Origin of the sequence: Psychrobacter sp. ENNN9_III (genome assembly GCF_001462175.1) — a bacterium.
Taxonomy (GTDB): domain Bacteria; phylum Pseudomonadota; class Gammaproteobacteria; order Pseudomonadales; family Moraxellaceae; genus Psychrobacter.
Map to the genome: position 1 here is coordinate 1 of NZ_LNUO01000172.1, position 19,045 is coordinate 19,045.

Consider the following 19,045-nt stretch of genomic DNA (forward strand, 5'->3'; position numbering starts at 1 on the left):
CTCTTGATATTATAGTCAAGAAATTACTTGAGCTGTTCGGAATAGTATTAAGCAGTTTAAGCGGTGAGCTATAAAATAATTCTAATAACCAAAATGCTTTTTTAGTGATAGTATATGTTTGAAACTAAATAGTACTTTAGAAATATTTAGTTACGATTTATCCTGAGATAAATCCCATTATATGCCTCACATCCAACACTTGGCAGGTGTTGGTCTAATAGTTGGTCTATATACCGAACCTAAAATAAAAAATATAATAATATCAATTATTTAACTATAAAGTCTGACTTTCTCCTTCACCGCCAATCTTATTCTATTTTATCCAGCCTTTGTTCTTACTATTCCTTTCTGCTTGATATCATCAAGACCTTTTACATTAAGCTGCTCATAAAAGTCATTTAGTTAAGCTGAGGCGGTACAGAATATGTGCCAACTACATGAGCTACCATATCGCTAGAACCTTCTGAATACAAAGAGACCTCACCTACTATTAGTGTGCGCCCTACTTTTAACAATTTACACTCGGCAATAATACGCGCTTGGGCTGAGGGTTTGCGTAAAAAGTTAATGGTAAGGCTCGTCGTTACAGTCAGCGGGACAATACCTATTTTGCCTAGTATCGCCACATAAATGGCGACATCAGCGATACTCATCAGTACTGGCCCAGAGACCGTACCACCAGGACGCAGCTCGTCTATACCGATGTCATGTGCTAAAGTTGCCCCTTTATCATCTACTGCTTCAATAATGCATTTGGTTTGGGGAAACTCCGATGTTATAAAAGCGACAATCTCTTCTTTGGTTGCAGACATATATCTTCCTTGAGTTTGATTTTTATTACCTTTCTGTCTTTATCTGAACGTTACTTTTCTCAATCATCATAACAAATTTTTAGATCATTACACTTAACTATCTGTTGTCGATGTCTTCGCTATTGTCACACCGCCCCAGGTAACAAGCGCGACACCAAGCGCAATTAGAGAGGCGCCCAATAACAACCCCTCTGGCGGTGCTTCACCTTGCAGAAGAATAGCAACAGGGACGCCAACGATCGCTCCTACTGCGCCTAATAAGCTCAATAAAACTGGACCGCCCGTTTTTTGTAGCAAAAACAGCAGTAAAAATTGGCCAGCAAAGATTAATGCTTGGATAGCGATTAACCAAAGCGACTTAGATTCTGTTAGCGGTACAATAATTGAAAAGTTAGACAACATGCTGACAATGCCAAGCATTATTGCAGCGGCAATGAGCATGCCTGGGGCAAGTGAGCTAGGAGATGCGTTATCTGGCCAGCGTAAGGTACGATAAAGATTGCCGATGGCAAGCAAAACTGGTCCACAAAGCGCCAATAAAATCCAAAATACACTGGCATCTGGTGTAGAGAACTTGCGTGCTGCCAACACACCCACACCCAAAAGTGCTGCCACAACTCCAATAGCACGGAGCGCATTAAAGCGCTCTATCCGCAGCACTAGAGCACCAAGATAAGTAAGCAGTGGCGGCAGAGCAATAATCAGAGCGACAAAACTTGCACCAACGTGTGGAATGGCTGAAAAAAAGATTAGATTGGATCCTGCAACGCTTACCAACGCTGCCACCAAGTAATACTCAAAACTGTGTTTATTTAAAGGCGGTAGCTCATTTCTTATAAAAGCGATGATGAATAAAATAATTGCGGCCCCTGTGATTGACCAAAACAAAAAAGCCAACGGCGTCAAATTAATGACGTTTGCGTATTTCGCTAAATTGGTAGACACTCCTATTAACACACCGCCAGCTAACAGGCATACTAGAGGAATAATCCATTTGGGCTGAGTATGTGATATTCCTTGTTGCCTGTATTCATTCATCGTTTATCCTACTCACTTGAAACATACTTGATTAATCAATGATCGTTAAAACTTTACCTGAATAACAACCAAGTAAAAACCAATACAATGAATATTTTACTTCTCTCTATTAAGGCCTATCATTAATTAGCACATCTATATTCATAGATATCTTAAAATAGTTAATTTTTTTAAAATACGACTTGGCCCTGTAATATTCATGGTCATTATTAGCTAACTATTATCTAATTACCCACCACTGATATGCTAATAATTATTTTTTAACATCTAAGTCGCTATCCCCCATATAAAGGTTTTAAGTCGTTTATTTATATATTAAAATACCTATAACAACTGTCACAAACTTTGTTGACAATAGATATATTAATAAACTATAGTTTGCATTTTTATTCTTATCGTGTATATTCGTTTTTATGGATATTAACGATGAAAAAAGGATGTATGGCAATGGAAAAAAGGGTACATGGCATATCACTCACTGATCATGAAGTATCTTTAATACATACTTCATTGAGTAACTTTCAACGAGATCTGATTAATCGTTTTAAATCATTAAAGGAGGTGACTGAAGAAGGAGAAGAGGTTTGGATTGGTGATTATGACAGAATGCAATTGGACGTCATCGATTCAATACAAAAAAAACTCTCAGAGTTTTGATAAATTTGCATATCATTGTATAGCGGTTGCTTTGCTACAATGATTAAACTTATTAACCATCACTCCCTGATTGGTTAATGAAGATATAAGAGTCTTAAAACCCTGCCTCATCCTGTGTCAGTGGACTAATCTTGATAGGTACCGCGAATAACCATGCCATACCAGCCGTACAATAAAAACCCTTGTCATCAAAAGACATAATGCGAGCTGTAAAGTCGTTGTCGACTTGATCTGACATAGCTTCTTCGTCACTATTATCACTCACTGCACACCATATTTGTGTGTCACCACGATCCAACATTGCACGTGTTAGTTCACTACCAGTTAATTCTTGATACATTCTAATTCCTCCTAATTACAGGTTAGGGTTATTAAACACTAAAATACTCTGTGGTTTAATACTTTTATCAACCTAAGTAGTTAAGCACACCTAAAAATACTTTATATAAAGAATATTTAATATAACAGTATTATAGATATATTGAATTTGAATGTTATAAGTTATTGTTTCTTTTATCTATTTATAATTGTATAAATGGTCCTTTCTTTGGTTCGAACGGTTGTTTGTAGTTGTGGCTACGATTATTGAATCAATATTACTCAAAATCCTATCTCGTTTTGACTCATCTCAACTCTACGAACAGGAACAGCATACTTCCATGGTTTTCCTTCATTACAAATAAAATAGTCATTTGTATAGGTAACAATAGGATAGATGCAGCTATAGTCAGCTTCATTAATAGCAGTCAGAGCTTGTCCATCACTATCATTACTTACTGCGCACCATACTTGCTTATTACCGCGACTTAACATTGCACGTGCTAGATCACTACCTATTAAATTATTGTTCATACATATATCCTTATTAATGGACAATCGTCGTTATTTCTAAGCATACCTTTTGTAATATCGATTTATGTTTATAGAATGTTCACTTTTGTGTCTTAGTTTTTTAGATACACTCACATTAACTATACAAAGCTTAAGCAGATAATTAAAAAATATAGATACTTAAATATAAACGCTTAAACAAATTAATTATTAACGTATAGATACGACTTATCTATATAGACAATTTCTATTAAGAGCAGTACACCTTAGGGAAGTTCTTGCCGTCTTTCAACCTTTAGATGTGGGTACAGAAAACCAATAAGTTTATTAATTTTAATAAATAGACAATAAAAACAGACAAAACACTCCTATTGACAGCCATTACTTAAGTTTAGATTGGTAGTGATATCAACTCGACATGAGTCTATTAATAAAAATCAGACATCACTTATTTAAGGAGTCTAGAATGAGACATATATTATTAAAATCGAGAGGAATCACACGGCTACTAGGAATAGCACTTGTTACTACAGTTGTAGGAATGAGCGCTTGTAGTAGTGAAACAGAAGAGGCCAATGACACTGTAGCAGTAGATCAGTCTACTGCTAACGTAGAGACGTCAGCGATGACTAAAGAAGAAAGTGTCACCGAGGAGCCATCCGAACTTATAGACAATACTATGCCTGATAAAACAAATACCGAAGAGATGGCAACTGACTCTGCTGAGAACACATATATCGATAAAACAGATGCTGAGGGCTTACAATAAATGGAATTGAGTAGTAAATAACCAATCGAGCATAACAACTAAAGAGGCATACAAGGTTACACAGTTGTCTGCCTCTTTATTTTAAAATTAATTATATTTTGCTTTGTCTCAGGCAAACGCATGGCAATTTTATTTACCTAACAATGTTGCTATCTATAGTATCTATGGCAATTTTATTTACCTAACAATGTTGCTATCTATAGTATCTATCGATGTTGTTTGTTTATGAATTAATCTTTAGCATTTAATTGTTCTTTTGAGCGCCGCTCTTCCCAGTACAGGGCGTTTTTAATACCCAGTTTGTTAGGATCAAACGTATAGCGAGACACCCCTGCTTTACGCTGGGTCTCATAATCTTTAAGCGCCTTAAATGCAGGACGTGCTATGAAAAAGATCAGCAAGATGCCAACGATATTTAACCATGCAATCAGACCAACGCCAATATCGCCGACCGCCCAGATGTAGCCGGCAGAATTGAGTCCACCATACGCAATCATCGACATCGTCAATATTTTAACTAAGAATAATCCTATTCTATTGACCCTAGGACTAATAGAGCGTGTCAGATAGGCGACATTGACTTCAGCAATATAATAATTGGCTAAAATGGTAGTAAAAGCAAAAAAGAAGACGGCAACAGCAATAAACGTATTACCAAATGCGCCATAGACTGACTCCATTGCCAACTGCGTAAAAGCAGGAGAGTTGATTTCAGTACCTGCCATGACGTTTTGTACAAGATATTGACCCTCAGGCAACGTTCCTTGAATATTATAGGTTCCCATTGTCAAAATCATAAAAGCCGTTGCTGAGCAAACCAACAAGGTATCGATATAGACAGAAAATGATTGTACCAATCCTTGCTGCGCTGGATGATCGACCTCAGCAGCAGCGGCAGCATGAGGAGTCGTACCTTGACCGGCTTCACTTGAGTAGACACCGCGTTTGACACCCCAACCGAGGGCGGCTCCCAGTCCTGCCTGCGCGGTAAAAGCGTCACCAACGATTAGCCCAAATACTTGCGGAATCAGCTCAAAATTGATGAGCATGATTATTAAAGCTAAGACAATATAGCCGATTGCCATAAACGGTACGACAATTTCGGTAAACGTTGCAATACGCTTAATACCACCAAAGATGATAATGCCAAAGACAATAAGGATAAGCGCTATTGCCCCAAGTCTCATGCTACTGACGTCTGTGCCTAAGATGTTTAGCGTAGTCCCCTCACCCATTACCTGTGTGACGGCATTGACCACACCATTTGTTTGAATGCCGGGTAAAAATATACTTAAAGCGGTGATAGCAGCAATCGCAAAAACGATACCGTACCAGCGTTGTCCCAGTGCCTTTTCAAAATAGTAAGCCGGACCACCACGATACTCTCCCGTAGTCGCATCTTTTTCTTTATATATCTGTGCTAGTGTTGCTTCAATATAAGCCGTAGTCGCGCCTAAGAATCCGACTACCCACATCCAAAACACAGCACCTGGTCCACCAAAGCCAATAGCCGCTGCCACGCCTGCTATGTTGCCCATCCCTACACGTCCCGCTAACGACAAGGTCAATGCCTGAAAGGAAGAGATACCATTACGACTTGCTTTGCCTTTGAATATGAGACGTAACATCTCTCCAAAGAGACGTACTTGTGCAAACCGTGTCACTATCGAGAAGAATAAACCTGCTCCTAAGCACAAGTAGATTAGCGCTGAGCTCCAAATGATGCCGTTTATTGTATTGACAAAATCTTCCATGTATCTGTTCCTAATACTGTTGCTACAAATATAAATATAACGGCAGTAGTGATTTGTTTGGCTTTTTATTTAATCGTAGACTTTTCATACCGTAAAGAGACTGCAATTTGGCATAGATTTAAAATAATTACTAGACAGTTTTTTCAACGATTGTGTTTGAATTAGCATATATTTAAGTTTGATGTCATAAAAATGCGCATGACGATAGCATTTCTTACCGTTAAAATATTCCATTCGCCGCTATCTAATGCAACAAGCCTACTGCCTTAACCATTTGCTAACCACACCAATGTTTGGAGTAAGTTATACTAAACATCTCATTTATCTCGACAACGCATTTAAAAATAATAACAACGGATTGCTCTATGGTATTGGATATTTTACTCGTTATTCACTTTATATTATTACTGATCATATCTTTACGAGTACTTTCACGTCCTGAATTAACGTCACCAGCTAGGCTTGCTTGGTTGGTTGTTTTGTTCGTGCTGCCATACATTGGCGTGGTTGTCTACTGGATGTTCGGTGAAGTCCATTTAGGAAATGGCTTTGCACAGCGTTATAAAAAAATTATTGACGATCTGCATCACAACAACCCTGAAGTACTCGGCTGCAAGGGCGCGCTAACAGAGGCTGTCAAACCGGAATACCGAGCTGCCTTTGCCTATTCAGCCAATATAACTGGCTTTCATACCACCTTAGGCAATCGGGCTGAGCTGATGAAAGATGCAGCCGATACACGTCAGCGTATGATTGCAGATTTCGATGCAGCGACCGATCACATTCATGTGCTGTATTATATTTGGCGAATTGACGGTATGGGAGTTGATACCGCTAAAGCCCTGATACGTGCTGCTAAGCGAGGGGTTACTTGCCGTGCAATGGTCGATGGAATGGGTTCACGCAAAATGGTTGGCTCCAAGATATGGCAAGAAATGAAGGATGCTGGTGTACAAGTCAGCGTTGCCTTGCCGATTAACAATCCAATAAAGGTACTACTATTTAGCCGTATTGATTTGCGTAATCACCGTAAAATCACCGTCATCGACGGGAAGATTGGCTACTCAGGAAGTCGCAACTGTGCGGATCCTGAGTTTCGAGTAAAGCCAAACTTTGCACCATGGATAGACATTATGCTACGAGTTGAAGGACCTGTGGTTGCATAAAATCAAATGCTGTTTGCGAGCGACTGGTTGATTGAAAACCCAGATACTCCTTTTGACAGTTTTCCTTATTATACTGAATCTCATACTAAAACCAGTAACGAGTCTTATCTTGAGTATCAGGAAGATTCAAAACAAAATAGTTTTGCCGCGCAAGTCTTTGCAGATGGACCGACTCAGCAGCATGGCTCAACCCCGCAGTTTTTAGGTGCCCTTATCAGTCAAGCTCAGCACACCTTAATTATCTCTACCCCTTATTTTGTACCAGATTATTCGCTAGTCAGTGTTTTATGCGCGACGGCCTATCGCGGGGTAGAGGTCACGATGATTTTCCCAAAATACAATGACTCATTGGTAGTAGCAGCGACCAGTCGCAGTTACTATTGGCAACTACTACAAGCAGGGGTAAAAATTTATGAATATAGGCCAGGTTTGCTGCACGCTAAAACTTTGACTGTTGATGGTAACATCAGCTTAATTGGCTCGACCAACTTGGATCTTCGTAGCTTTGATTTGAATTATGAAAACAATATTGTGTTTAGTGATACAGCGCTAACTGCTGATATTATCGAGCGCCAAAACCAGTATATCGCTGATTCTGATGAGGTACAGCTTAAACAAGTCAAAGACTGGCCGCTGCCTTATCGGATTTGGAATAATATCGTCGCTACCATGGGACCTATATTATAAATTGACTAATCTCACGATAAAGTTGTGCGTTTTTTTAATACATATACCACAAATTTTGCTTCGGTTATAAATGGTGCGGTCTCAGCACTGGCCAGCAATGCTTGACGATTTTCAGGACGAGCGCGATAAGCATAAGGCGTCATGGTCAGTAGGTCTGCTAATTCACCTGCAGGTAAGCTTAATGATGTATTAATATTATGCGTGTCTACAAGCTCAAAATAAGGCGCTAAAGTGGGCAAAAACTTACTGGAGTCATGCTCACGTACGCTATCAAACAAGGCTTCACGTATACTCGCCAAGTGCCCGACATCCGGCTTGGCGATCAATAGATATCCCTCTTCTTGTAAAACCGTTGCAAATGCCTCTGGTAGAATCGGGCTAAATATACTACTAATACCTGTCATGCTATGAGGACGCAAAGGTAAATGCGCAGCGCTAGTCACTAATGGATAAATAGCTGCTATCTTAGTGTCAGTCTGTTTGCCATCGATATTTTGTTGATACCAAAGATAGTTTGCCGCTTTACTGACTTTAGCCAAGCTGGCAAGCGCAGGCTTACTGATATCGGCAGCGATTAAAGTATCCATACCAGTTTGCGCCATTGCCTGTGTGTAATAGCCTTCTCCGCAACCAATATCCAGCCAATTCATAGCAGTATCATTTTGCCCCAGTAGCTGGGTCATCTGCTGGCAGATAAGCGTTTGTAGAGGCTGATAGTATCCTGCGTCCAAAAATCGCTTGCGAGCATCAATAGATTGCTGACTGTCACCCGGTGCTTTGGATTTTTTTTGTTGGACCGGTAGCAGATTGACATAGCCTTGCTTTGCCACGTCAAATGGATGCGAAGTTTGCTTAGGGTGTAGGCTACCATCACAGCGCCACGTATCTTTAGCAGGCTGCATAGGTGAGTGGCAAATAGGACAAGTAAATAAGGACACAGGCAACTCAAAATCAGACATAGTTGATGAGCATATTAGCAAAATTCAGCTGCAACGAACGAAATTAACTATTATTAAGTGATAAAAAAGCCATCTCGACAGATCAAAGATGGCTTTTTATTGGACAAATTAAGATTTTAAGTTAACGTAGCTTGAGAGTCATCAAACCTAATACCACTAACACAATAGCAATAATCCAAAAACGGGCGACCACTTGGGTCTCTTTCCAACCGATTTCCTCAAAGTGATGATGCAATGGCGCCATACGAAAGACGCGCTTTTTACGTAGTTTATATGAGCCTACCTGAATCATGACCGACAGTGCTTCAGCGACGAACAGACCACCCATAATAGCAAAAGCAATCTCTTGCCGCGTCATGACTGCAATCGTACCTAGCATCGCACCAAGCGCCAGAGCCCCCACATCACCCATAAAGACTTGTGCTGGATGCGCATTAAACCATAAGAACCCAAGACCGGCCCCAATCATCGCACCGCAGACAATAATAACTTCAGAGTTATAGGCAATATAAGGCACATGCAAATATGCTGAGAATCTAACATCACCTGACACATATGCCATCGCACCCAAGCCTGCTGCGACGAGCACTATGGGCAAAATAGCCAAGCCATCCAAGCCATCCGTTAAATTGACTGCGTTAGAGGCACCATTAATGACAAAGTAGGTAAAAATAATAAAACCAATACCAAATGGCACTGCCGAAAATGGAATCGCTAAGTTCTTGAAAATAGGAATCAGCAGATCCTGCATCTCACGCGTCGTTGCCATGTCAGGCTGTAACGTAGCTATATAGTAAAGGGAAGCCCCGACAAATAATGCACCAACAGACAACCAAAAATACTTTTTACGGGCAATGAGACCTTGAGGGTTTTTATATTTAATCTTTAGCCAATCATCTGCCCAACCGACAGCGCCAAAAATAATCATTACAATCAGCAAAATCCAAATGTAAGGATTGCTCAGCCTTGCCCATAATAGTGTGGCAACCCCAATGGAGGTCAGAATCAAAACACCGCCCATCGTGGGCGTTCCAGTCTTGATTAGATGCGACTGAGGGCCGTCATCACGGACCGCCTGACCATACTTAAGTGAGCGTAGATGACGGATAACCCGCCCGCCAAAAAACAAACTAACACTAAGCGCGGTAATGACCGCAAGTAACGCCCGTAGTGTCAACGAAGAAACCGCAAAAAACGGTGTGTAATACTGACCAAGCCATTCAAACAACCAAACTAACACCGTCTACTCCTCAACTAGCGCATCAATAAGTGTTTCCATTTGCATGGAACGAGAACCCTTGAACAACACGGTACAAGGCTTGGCTTGCTGCGCTTGCAAAAACGTCTGCAAGTATTCTAGTAGACTTTCTTTGTCGTCAAAGGCATGAGCACCGATCGCACTCACCTCTTTTGCACCGGCAACACTATAGGCTGCATATTCGCCCACACAGAGCAGTACATCGATACCCGTGGCACCAATAGTCCGTCCAAGGCTTTGATGCTCACTGACAGCGGCATCACCAAGCTCTGCGATGTCGCCCAATACCATGACCTGCGTACCTGTTTGTGCTGCTAATACTTTAGCAGCAGCACGTACTGAATGTGGGTTGGCGTTATAAGTATCATCGATGAGCCTATGCATACCTAAGAGCTGACTGTTTAAGCGCCCTTTAGCAGGTCGGGCATTTTCTAAACCGATGACGATATCGCTGACATCGATGTTCAACGCATGTGCACAAGCAGCAGCAGCCAGAGCATTATTCACATTATGCTCGCCTGCCAGAGGCAAATTAATATCATGAACCTGATTGCTCACATGCAGCTTAAACTCACTGCGCTCAGGCTCTACGTCTAAGTGGCTGGCACTGACATCAGTATTGCCAAAACCAATCACGTGTGAAGTATGCTTTTCGGCGATGCGGCGCAGTTGGTTGGTAAAATCATCTTTATCAGGAACAATAGCAAACTGAGCGTCCGTTAACGTGTGATAAATTTCAGCTTTAGTCTGACATATGCCTTCACGACTACCAAATTCACCTAAATGCGCTGTACCAATATTTAATATACAGGCGACATCAGGTCGGACAATCTCGGTCGTATAAGCAATCTCGCCGATATGGTTGGCGCCCAGCTCTAGTATGGCATAACGATGATGATCAGATAGCTCAAGCAGCATCATCGGTACGCCTAAATCGTTATTAAGATTGCCACGAGTAATAAGTGTCGGTGCCAAACGGCCAAAGATACTACCGAGCATCTCCTTACAAGTTGTCTTACCACTAGAGCCCGTAATAGCGATCACCGTCAAGTTTTGGTGCTGCTGACGACGATAAGCGGCCAGATGCCCCAAAGCCAAACGGGTATCACTTACTACCAATTGTGGCATACTAGTAGAAATCGGACGTGATACGATTGCTGCGACCGCACCTTGAGCAGCAGCGACATTAATATAGTCATGTCCATCAAAATTATCGCCACTGAGTGCTAAAAATATATCACCTGCTTTGATGGTGCGCGTGTCGGTTGTGATACGATTGCTTGTAACGCCAATCTTTGCGCCTGATTGACCTTGTTGCCAGTGACTGCTAAGCGCCTCTGTAGCCGCCAGCAAGTTATCTGCTTGCCAGACATAAAGTCCTTGCGACTGAATGGTGTTGTTGTTGCCAGCTGTCATAGTGATTGCCTTGTATGGTGACTACTGTAATTCGTTGTTTTTGATCGATTTGGCTTGGTGGTTATATTTGGCTAAGCAGAAAACCATATACTTATATGCGTCCCGCTTGTTGTAGCGCTTGCTGCAAGATGACGCTGTCATCAAAATCATGACGAACACCGTTAATCTCTTGGTAAGTCTCATGGCCTTTGCCCGCAATAACCACAATGTCATTGGCGCTGGCGTGACTCACTGCATACTCAATCGCCCGTTGGCGGGCAGGCTCGATATGCGTACGCTGATACTGCTCTTCACTCATGCCAGCCTGCATGTTTTGCAAAATGATATTGGGATCTTCAGTGCGCGGATTGTCGGCAGTTAATATTACTTGATCAGCACCAGACAATCCCGCTTGTGCCATCAGTGGACGTTTGCCAGCATCGCGGTCGCCGCCACAACCAAACACTGCCCATAGCTGGCCTTGGCAATGCGTTCTTAAGCTATCTAGCACTTGTGTCAAAGCATCAGGAGTATGCGCGTAATCCACGATGAAGCAACCATCGGTCGATGGCACGCGCTGCATACGTCCAACTGCACCTTTTAACTGTGGTACCAAGCTTGCAATGTGCTCAAGGCTAATGCCTAATGCTACCGCTGCTGCAATTGCCGCCAGCAGATTGGCCACATTAAAATGCCCTAACAAGGGGCTGATAATATTGATATTATTCACATCGTTACCTTGACTGTCACCTAGTACACTTCGTAAAGTAATTTTTACGCCTTGTAGACTAGGTTCAATCTTAGTAGCAACGAAATTAGCACCCTTTGCCTCATTATCAGCCTGCAAACTGTATGTCCATACAGTCAGATTACTGGCTTTAGCCGTATCAAGCATTACGTTCGCATGCTCATCATCGATATTAATAATCGCGTGCGTCAAGGTTGGAAAATGGGCTTTATCAAATAGTTTGGCTTTTGCAGCGACATATTCTGCCATATCTGCATGATAATCTAAGTGATCTCGGCTTAGATTGGTATAAATGGCAACTTTTATGGGTACACCTTGCAACCGCTTTTGATCCAGTCCATGCGAGCTGGCCTCAAGTGCTAGTAAGTCGACGTTTTGCTCACCCATATGATACAAAAACTGCTGCACTGCTAAGGCATCACCTGTGGTATGGCGGGCTTGTAACAATGCATCAAGCTTACCATTACCTGCTGTTCCCATGACCGCGCTATCGTGACCAGCCAGCTGTGCTAATTGTGCAACAAGTTGACTGATCGTTGTCTTACCATTTGTACCGGTGACAGCGACGACTGTTGGCAACGTTATGAGCTGCTGATATTGCAAACGTGCCTGTATTAAGCTTCCCAAAAAATGGCGAATATCAGGTACGTATAGGACAGGACAAGGTAGTATATCGGTATTATCAAACAGTGCTACTGGATTGATCTCTGAAAAGATAAGAGCAGCCCGTTTGCCAGCTTGTAATAGGTAATCATGAATTTTTTGTGGGTCTTGACCTTGCTGCGTCTGACTCTTTAATAGTATAAATGCATCATTGTCAGCAACATGACGGCTATCCAAACGCAATTTATTGAATGCAGTATTCGCTATCGCTTCTGGATTTTTAGCACTGTGTACCATCTTTGATAATTGCTGCCCCAATGCATTATTATTACTCTCTATAAGTTGTTGCAACGTAATAGCGTCATAGGCTGATGAGGTCATGGGCAAATCCTAAACGATTGAAAAAATGAAAACATAGCAAACATGCATAAGGAATGCTCTAAAACCGCAGGTGTCATTTATAGGTTATAAAAACGACACCTGTTTGCGTGGCTTATTTAGTTTGTAAAGGCTTATCTAAAGGCACATTATACAAGCGCAAAGCTTCTTTCATAACATTGTGAAAGACTGGGCCTGCAGTCAAGCCTGCATAAATTTGACCACGTGGGTCTTCAATCAGGATAACACCGACTAACTTTGGATTTGATGCAGGAGCCATGCCAGCAAATACGTTGCGATACTGGTCAGTATAGTAGCCACCATCTGGGTTAATCCGGCGCGATGTTCCTGTTTTGCCAGCGACGCGGTAACCATCAATAGCTGCAGCCTTCGCAGTACCACCTGGCTCTGTTACTGCCTCCAGCATCTTGACAATCGACATTGCTTGCTCATGCTCCATGATGCGCTTACTGGGCAGTGGCTTATCAGTCTTAGTCAAAGTCAGTGGATGCATTACACCGCCAGCGGCCAATGCTGCATAAGCTTGTGCTACTTGGGCAAGCGTCACTTGTAGGCCATAGCCATAACTGACTGTCGCACGGCGAGCCGTTTCTTTTTCTTTTGGTGTCGTCACCAAGCCTGCGCCCTCACCTGGAAATTCAAGCGGGGTTTTGGACCCAAAACCAAATTGTTTTTGCATGTTGGTAATGGCATCAGGCGGTAGAGACAAAGCAATCTTAGTCGAAGCCACGTTACTCGATTTCTGTAATAGTGTGGCCATGTTAATCATGCCGAGATTGTTATGGTCACGAATCGTATAACCACGGACACGGATCGAACCAGGGTTGGTATCGATTAAAGAGTTGGCTGTATATTTACCAGAATCTAACGCAGCAGCGACGGTAAAGGGCTTCATCACCGAACCTGGCTCAAAAACATCAAGTAGCGCGCGATTACGTTGGTTTTCACCAGTCATCTCATTAAGATTGTTAGAGTTAAACGATGGCCATGTCGATAACGCCAACACTTCACCAGTCTGTACATCGACCACCATACCAGTCGACCAACGTGCTTGCTGCAAGCGCCCTGCCTTTTCAAGCTCTTTATAAAGCAAATACTGCAAACGCGAATCAATGGTCAACGCCACGTCCTGCCCAGCGATTTCTGGTTCAACTTGTTTGATTTCTCTTAAACTGTTTTGTTTGGCATCTTTTAATACCAAGACCTTGCCATCTTCCCCTGCCAATGTTGTTTCGTACTGACGCTCAATACCTGCACGACCCTCGTAACCTCCCTCAGGATCGCTGGCATTTTGTCCCATAAACCCGAGCAGCTGCGAATTGGGCTGCGGCTGGGGATAGTAACGCTGAAAAAAGTTTTTTTCGTAAACACCAGGAAAATCAAGCGAGCTGACACTTTGAGCAATCTCAGGCGTAACCTTATTTAGTAATGGCAGATAATGTGAGCCAGCTCCCGATGGTAATGCCGCTTTTACCGCTTCTTCATCAGTGACATCAATACTGTCATCAATGGCGACTGCTTTTTCAAGCTCGCTGACTGGGATATTGGCGGCAGCTGCTAAGCGGGTTAGATCCATATTGTCTAAACGCTTTTGCATACGTGCTTGTAGCTGCGGACTATCAGGATTGGCGATTTTGACACGATTGAGCTCATAGTATTCGCGCGCATAATCATGCGGACTGAACGACACAGTCGCAAGCGGGGCGCTGACCGCTAGAGGCAAATCGTTGCGATCGGTAATCATACCGCGATAGGATTTTTGTGTACGCACACTCGTGATAAGCTCATTACCTTTATCTTGATAAAACTGTGCGTTGGCTACTTGTAGATAATAGGCGCGTGCTATCAACAAGCCTAATACGACTAAGGCAATACCCCAAATAGTGCGAAAACGGTTTTTGTCGTTTTCAAAACCACCACGCGAGGATGCGCCAGAGGCTTTGCTAAAAATGATCTTTTTGCGGTTTTTGACACTGGTGTAAGCGCCTTGATTATCGTTATTCTTTAGGCGTCCAAATAGCTTACCAGCACGATTGTTCGTACCTGTTTTGGAAGATTTCGTGTTTGAGTTTTTACTATCTGTTTTGGCAGTATTGGCACGGCGTAAAGGCTTAATGACTTTGCCACTGGCTGGTTTTTTGTTGGTGTTTTTTGCAGTGCTTTTTGGTTTTTTATCACTCATTGTCCCGCCTCCTCTGCTGGCACATCAGGAGACAAATCTGTAGAAGCTCTTGGTCCAACATTGTACGAACCATTCTCAGCTGAGTCAGTTACCACTGGTTCCAACGCAGTAGCGACGCCTGGCTGAATAATCAGCTTGTCTTCTAGCGTTGGTGAATACATACCCAGCTCAGCGACCGCACGACTGGCAATCTGCGGCGTGGCGCTAAAGGTTTGCTGCTCAATAAGCAAACGCTGGTGTTCTACCTGTAGCTTACGTTCTTGTTTTTTCATGTCTTGCAAGGTTCTATAGTCCTGATGATATTGCTGAACATTTTCAGCCGTTTTGATACCGCTCCATACGATTGCACCTGCCAATAGCAACAGTACAACCACATAGATACTGACGACATTGAATCGACGCGCGAATAGTTCGCCAACATCGGTCGTATTGGACATAGCGGCGTGGCGGTTTGCAGGTTTGTCAGATATTGCCATGACGATCTCAAAAAGTGGACTTGAAGTATAAAAGCGCTAACTGTTTTAGATTTACAAATAACTTATCAGCACCATCAATAAAACATAAAATCAAATATCTCAGTCAACTGACCAAAAAACAACCAAATAAAAAGTTAACTGCTGAGCCTAGCAGATAATATTTACAGCTTTTTAACAGTGGCGTAGCGATTAACACATTCGCGCACCATCTAGATAAACATTAGCAACCATACGTGGTTCGTCTAATGATTTCACCTAAGGTTTAAGATGCATCTGTCTGCTGATAAGCTGTATCAGTACGCGTTGCCATTCGTAACCAAGCGCTACGAGCACGCGGATTCTGACTCGTCTCAGCTTTACTTGGGCCGATACGTTTGGGCTTACTAAAATAACGTGGGCGCTTGGGCGGCATCGGTAGATTCTCATCTTCTGGATACTGACCTTTACTATGGCGCTGCAAAAACTGCTTAATACGTCGATCTTCTAACGAATGAAAGCTAATGACTGCCAGCTGTCCTCCTGGCTTTAGGATCGGAATACTTTGTGCTAAGAAGTCATCGACATCGCCAAGCTCATTATTAATAAAAATGCGCATGGCTTGAAAGCTTTGCGTGGCTGGATGCTTGCCGCGCTGCCAGTTAGGATGCGCCGCTTTAATCACTTCTGCCAGCTCAAGTGTGGACTCATAGCTGTCCATCTGCTTGATAGCGCGCGCGATACGGCGACTATGACGCTCTTCACCGAATTCATAAAGCACATTGGCCAAAGTTTCATCATCGACTTGCTCGAGCCATTCGGCTACTGACTGTCCACGGCTGGTATCCATCCGCATATCGACCGCGCCATCGCGCATAAAACTAAAACCGCGGCTACCATCATCAATCTGCGGTGAGGAGATACCCAAATCCGCCATGAGCCCATCAACTTGAGTAATACCCAAAGCCGCCAGACTGCCGGTCAATGTAGCGAAGCTATCATGAATGACATGTACGCGGCTGTCTTCACTTGCAAGCTTACGAGCAACGTTAATCGCAGTCGGGTCTTTATCAAAGACAATCAGCTGAGCATCATCGGCAAGCTGTCTTAATAGTAGCCTGCTATGACCGCCACGGCCAAAGGTTGCATCGACATAAATACCACTTAACTGTAAGCTGTTTTGATCATTACCGTCTGTTTGTTTGGGTAAGGATTTTAACCCTAATACCGCAGCGACGGTCTCTTGCAGCAGCACCGCATCGTGCACAAAACTTGCGTCATCAACCATCGTATCATCTTGACTAAGTGCTTGAGTCGTTTGATCACTCTGCTGGTTGACCTCTTTAGTAGGGACGTTTTTCATAGAAGATGGGCTAACCATTGATTCAGACATTCCGGTATTAGAAGAAGGGTTGGCTTTGGTATCTGACTTAGATGTCGGTTTAGGTTTTGGCTTATATTTTGACAATGACACAAACAACTCAATAGATGACGACCACCAAGGCCAATAATTAGATAAAAATAAACAAGTTATGACTTATCTAGCGTTATTATCGCAAGGATACATCTGTAGTCAAGCGCTAGACGGCCTTTTCGTTAAAAATATCATGTCTCTCTGTTATACTAGCGCTATATTTTACGCTATTTTTCTACTTTAACTTCTATTCATTCGTATTTCTTACTCATTCTTATTTTTCATTGTCATTTTTTATCATAAACAACCTTTTTGAGAACTTTATCATGCAAACCTCTACTCAAACTACTCCTAATGGCTCGCGTCCTGTCCGTACTCGTATTGCGCCATCACCGACTGGTTTTCCACATGTCGGTACTGCTTATATTGCGCTGTTTAACTTAGCGTTTGCTAAAGCGAATGGTGGTGAATTTATTTTGCGTATTGAAGACACCGACCAAACCCGCTCAACCGAACAATCTGAACAAATGATTTTGGATGCGCTACACTGGGTCGGCCTGGACTGGAGCGAGGGGCCAGATATTGGTGGACCACATGCCCCCTATCGCCAGAGCGAGCGCGGTGATATTTATAAAGAACATGCCGAAAAATTATTGGATAACAATCATGCATTTCGCTGTTTTTGTAGCAGCGAAGAGCTAGATGCCATGCGCGCTGAACAAATGGCCAATGGCGAAACCCCTCGCTATGACGGTCGCTGTGCCCACCTTGCTCCCGAAAAAACCGAGCAATTGGTCAATGAAGGCAAACCAAACGTCATTCGTATGCGCGTGCCAACCGAAGGCGTCTGCCAAGTACATGACATGCTACGCGGTACTGTTGAGATACCTTGGGCGCAAGTTGACATGCAGGTACTACTAAAAACGGATGGCATGCCAACGTATCACCTCGCCAACGTCGTCGATGATCATTTGATGGACATCAGTCATGTGATGCGCGGCGAAGAATGGCTAAACTCCGCACCCAAGCATCAGCTACTTTATGAGTATTTTGGCTGGGAGATGCCGACCCTTTGCCACATGCCATTACTGCGTAACCCAGATAAATCAAAACTGTCGAAACGTAAAAACCCAACCTCTATCACTTACTACCGTGATGCTGGCGTACTACCTGAAGCGCTGCTCAACTATCTGGGCCGTATGGGCTACTCAATGCCTGACGACACCGAAAAGTTCACCTTAGATGAGATGATTGCCAGCTTTGATATCCAGCGTGTGTCACTTGGTGGGCCTATCTTCGATATCGAAAAGCTTAATTGGTTAAATAGCGAATGGCTACGCGCGCTCACGCCTGAAGAGTTAAAAAACAAGATCCTCGATTGGGCCAGTGACAGCGATAAACTCACTGCTATCGCTACTGCGATTCAGCCACGCATTGAGCTATTGTCTGACGCAGTCAATTGGGGCGGGTTTTATTTCCAGAACCTACCTGATATTAATGCAGAAAGCTTTACCCATAAATCGCTTGAGCCTGAGCAAATCATCGAGATGCTACAACTCGCCCTTTGGCAGCTAGAAACCTTGCCTACATGGACGGAGGCAAACATCTACGCCACGCTTAAAGGTCTTGCGGCCCACCTAGATATTAAGATGCGTGACTTTATGGCACCGTTCTTTATCGCTATTGCGGGTAGCACCTCATCGACGCCTGTTATGAACTCTATGGCGATTATCGGCGCTGATATGACCCTGACTCGCTTGCGTCATGCTGTTGATGTACTAGGCGGCCTCGGTAAAAAGAAACTTAAAAAGCTTGAGAAAAAAATCAGCAGAGTTGCCAGATTTTTTGGTGGATGAATAGTTTCGTTAGTATTTTTATTCCTATATTTCTAAAAATCGATCAAATTTCGAATTATTAAAAT

General features: G+C 42.9%; 15 protein-coding genes and 1 pseudogene. 4 read left to right on the plus strand and 12 right to left on the minus strand.

What is annotated here, in order from left to right:
• Nucleotides 1-398 precede the first annotated feature (398 nt).
• The gene (locus tag PENNN9_RS10570) at nucleotides 399-812 is read right to left on the minus strand and encodes a PaaI family thioesterase (RefSeq protein ID WP_058369650.1); all 414 of its coding nucleotides are present in this window, start codon (nucleotides 810-812) and stop codon (nucleotides 399-401) included.
• A gap of 93 nt (nucleotides 813-905) precedes the next feature.
• Complete coding sequence (locus PENNN9_RS10575) at nucleotides 906-1,850, minus strand: DMT family transporter (protein WP_058369651.1); 945 nt, start codon at nucleotides 1,848-1,850, stop codon at nucleotides 906-908.
• A 441-nt stretch (nucleotides 1,851-2,291) separates the two neighbouring features.
• Between PENNN9_RS10575 and PENNN9_RS12845 the strand changes: the two genes are divergently transcribed.
• Nucleotides 2,292-2,507: a hypothetical protein gene (locus PENNN9_RS12845; RefSeq protein ID WP_143505732.1), complete on the plus strand. Its 216-nt coding sequence runs from the start codon at nucleotides 2,292-2,294 to the stop codon at nucleotides 2,505-2,507.
• 94 nt (nucleotides 2,508-2,601) lie between these two features.
• Here the strand turns inward: PENNN9_RS12845 and PENNN9_RS10585 are convergent, their stop codons facing one another.
• Nucleotides 2,602-2,847: a hypothetical protein gene (locus tag PENNN9_RS10585; protein ID WP_058369653.1), complete on the minus strand. Its 246-nt coding sequence runs from the start codon at nucleotides 2,845-2,847 to the stop codon at nucleotides 2,602-2,604.
• A 260-nt stretch (nucleotides 2,848-3,107) separates the two neighbouring features.
• Entirely contained in the window at nucleotides 3,108-3,359 is a 252-nt protein-coding gene (locus PENNN9_RS10590; RefSeq protein ID WP_058369654.1) for a hypothetical protein, read from the minus strand.
• Nucleotides 3,360-3,804: 445 nt separating this feature from the next.
• Here PENNN9_RS10590 and PENNN9_RS10595 point away from each other — a divergent pair, with 445 nt between their 5' ends.
• Nucleotides 3,805-4,107: a hypothetical protein gene (locus PENNN9_RS10595; protein WP_156410095.1), complete on the plus strand. Its 303-nt coding sequence runs from the start codon at nucleotides 3,805-3,807 to the stop codon at nucleotides 4,105-4,107.
• 230 nt (nucleotides 4,108-4,337) lie between these two features.
• Here the strand turns inward: PENNN9_RS10595 and PENNN9_RS10600 are convergent, their stop codons facing one another.
• Complete coding sequence (locus PENNN9_RS10600) at nucleotides 4,338-5,861, minus strand: alanine/glycine:cation symporter family protein (protein WP_058369656.1); 1,524 nt, start codon at nucleotides 5,859-5,861, stop codon at nucleotides 4,338-4,340.
• Between the two features lie 365 nt (nucleotides 5,862-6,226).
• On the opposite strand from PENNN9_RS10600, the pseudogene cls reads away from it, so the two are divergent.
• Nucleotides 6,227-7,714: pseudogene (gene cls, locus PENNN9_RS13660) on the plus strand (cardiolipin synthase).
• Nucleotides 7,715-7,725: 11 nt separating this feature from the next.
• Here the strand turns inward: cls and PENNN9_RS10610 are convergent.
• The 7 genes from PENNN9_RS10610 to rsmH all read right to left on the minus strand — a co-directional run bounded on the left by PENNN9_RS10610 (nucleotide 7,726) and on the right by rsmH (nucleotide 16,998).
• Complete coding sequence (locus tag PENNN9_RS10610) at nucleotides 7,726-8,673, minus strand: putative RNA methyltransferase (protein WP_227511798.1); 948 nt, start codon at nucleotides 8,671-8,673, stop codon at nucleotides 7,726-7,728.
• A gap of 121 nt (nucleotides 8,674-8,794) precedes the next feature.
• Nucleotides 8,795-9,913: a phospho-N-acetylmuramoyl-pentapeptide-transferase gene (gene mraY / locus PENNN9_RS10615; RefSeq protein ID WP_058369657.1), complete on the minus strand. Its 1,119-nt coding sequence runs from the start codon at nucleotides 9,911-9,913 to the stop codon at nucleotides 8,795-8,797.
• A 3-nt stretch (nucleotides 9,914-9,916) separates the two neighbouring features.
• Nucleotides 9,917-11,347, minus strand: a complete 1,431-nt coding sequence (locus PENNN9_RS10620) for a UDP-N-acetylmuramoyl-tripeptide--D-alanyl-D-alanine ligase (RefSeq protein ID WP_058369658.1) — start codon at nucleotides 11,345-11,347, stop codon at nucleotides 9,917-9,919.
• Nucleotides 11,348-11,438: 91 nt separating this feature from the next.
• Nucleotides 11,439-13,058 (minus strand): UDP-N-acetylmuramoyl-L-alanyl-D-glutamate--2,6-diaminopimelate ligase, encoded by a 1,620-nt coding sequence (locus PENNN9_RS10625; RefSeq protein ID WP_058369659.1) that lies wholly within the window; start codon nucleotides 13,056-13,058, stop codon nucleotides 11,439-11,441.
• A 112-nt stretch (nucleotides 13,059-13,170) separates the two neighbouring features.
• Nucleotides 13,171-15,258 (minus strand): peptidoglycan D,D-transpeptidase FtsI family protein, encoded by a 2,088-nt coding sequence (locus tag PENNN9_RS10630; protein ID WP_058369660.1) that lies wholly within the window; start codon nucleotides 15,256-15,258, stop codon nucleotides 13,171-13,173.
• The gene (locus PENNN9_RS10635; protein WP_082638077.1) at nucleotides 15,255-15,734 is read right to left on the minus strand and encodes a cell division protein FtsL; all 480 of its coding nucleotides are present in this window, start codon (nucleotides 15,732-15,734) and stop codon (nucleotides 15,255-15,257) included. Before PENNN9_RS10635 ends, PENNN9_RS10630 begins: the two co-directional genes overlap by 4 nt.
• 262 nt (nucleotides 15,735-15,996) lie before the next feature.
• Nucleotides 15,997-16,998 (minus strand): 16S rRNA (cytosine(1402)-N(4))-methyltransferase RsmH, encoded by a 1,002-nt coding sequence (gene rsmH / locus PENNN9_RS10640; RefSeq protein WP_075103558.1) that lies wholly within the window; start codon nucleotides 16,996-16,998, stop codon nucleotides 15,997-15,999.
• A gap of 452 nt (nucleotides 16,999-17,450) precedes the next feature.
• On the opposite strand from rsmH, the gene gltX reads away from it, so the two are divergent.
• Nucleotides 17,451-18,980 (plus strand): glutamate--tRNA ligase, encoded by a 1,530-nt coding sequence (gene gltX / locus PENNN9_RS10645; protein WP_058369662.1) that lies wholly within the window; start codon nucleotides 17,451-17,453, stop codon nucleotides 18,978-18,980.
• The last annotated feature ends 65 nt before the right edge of the window (nucleotides 18,981-19,045 follow it).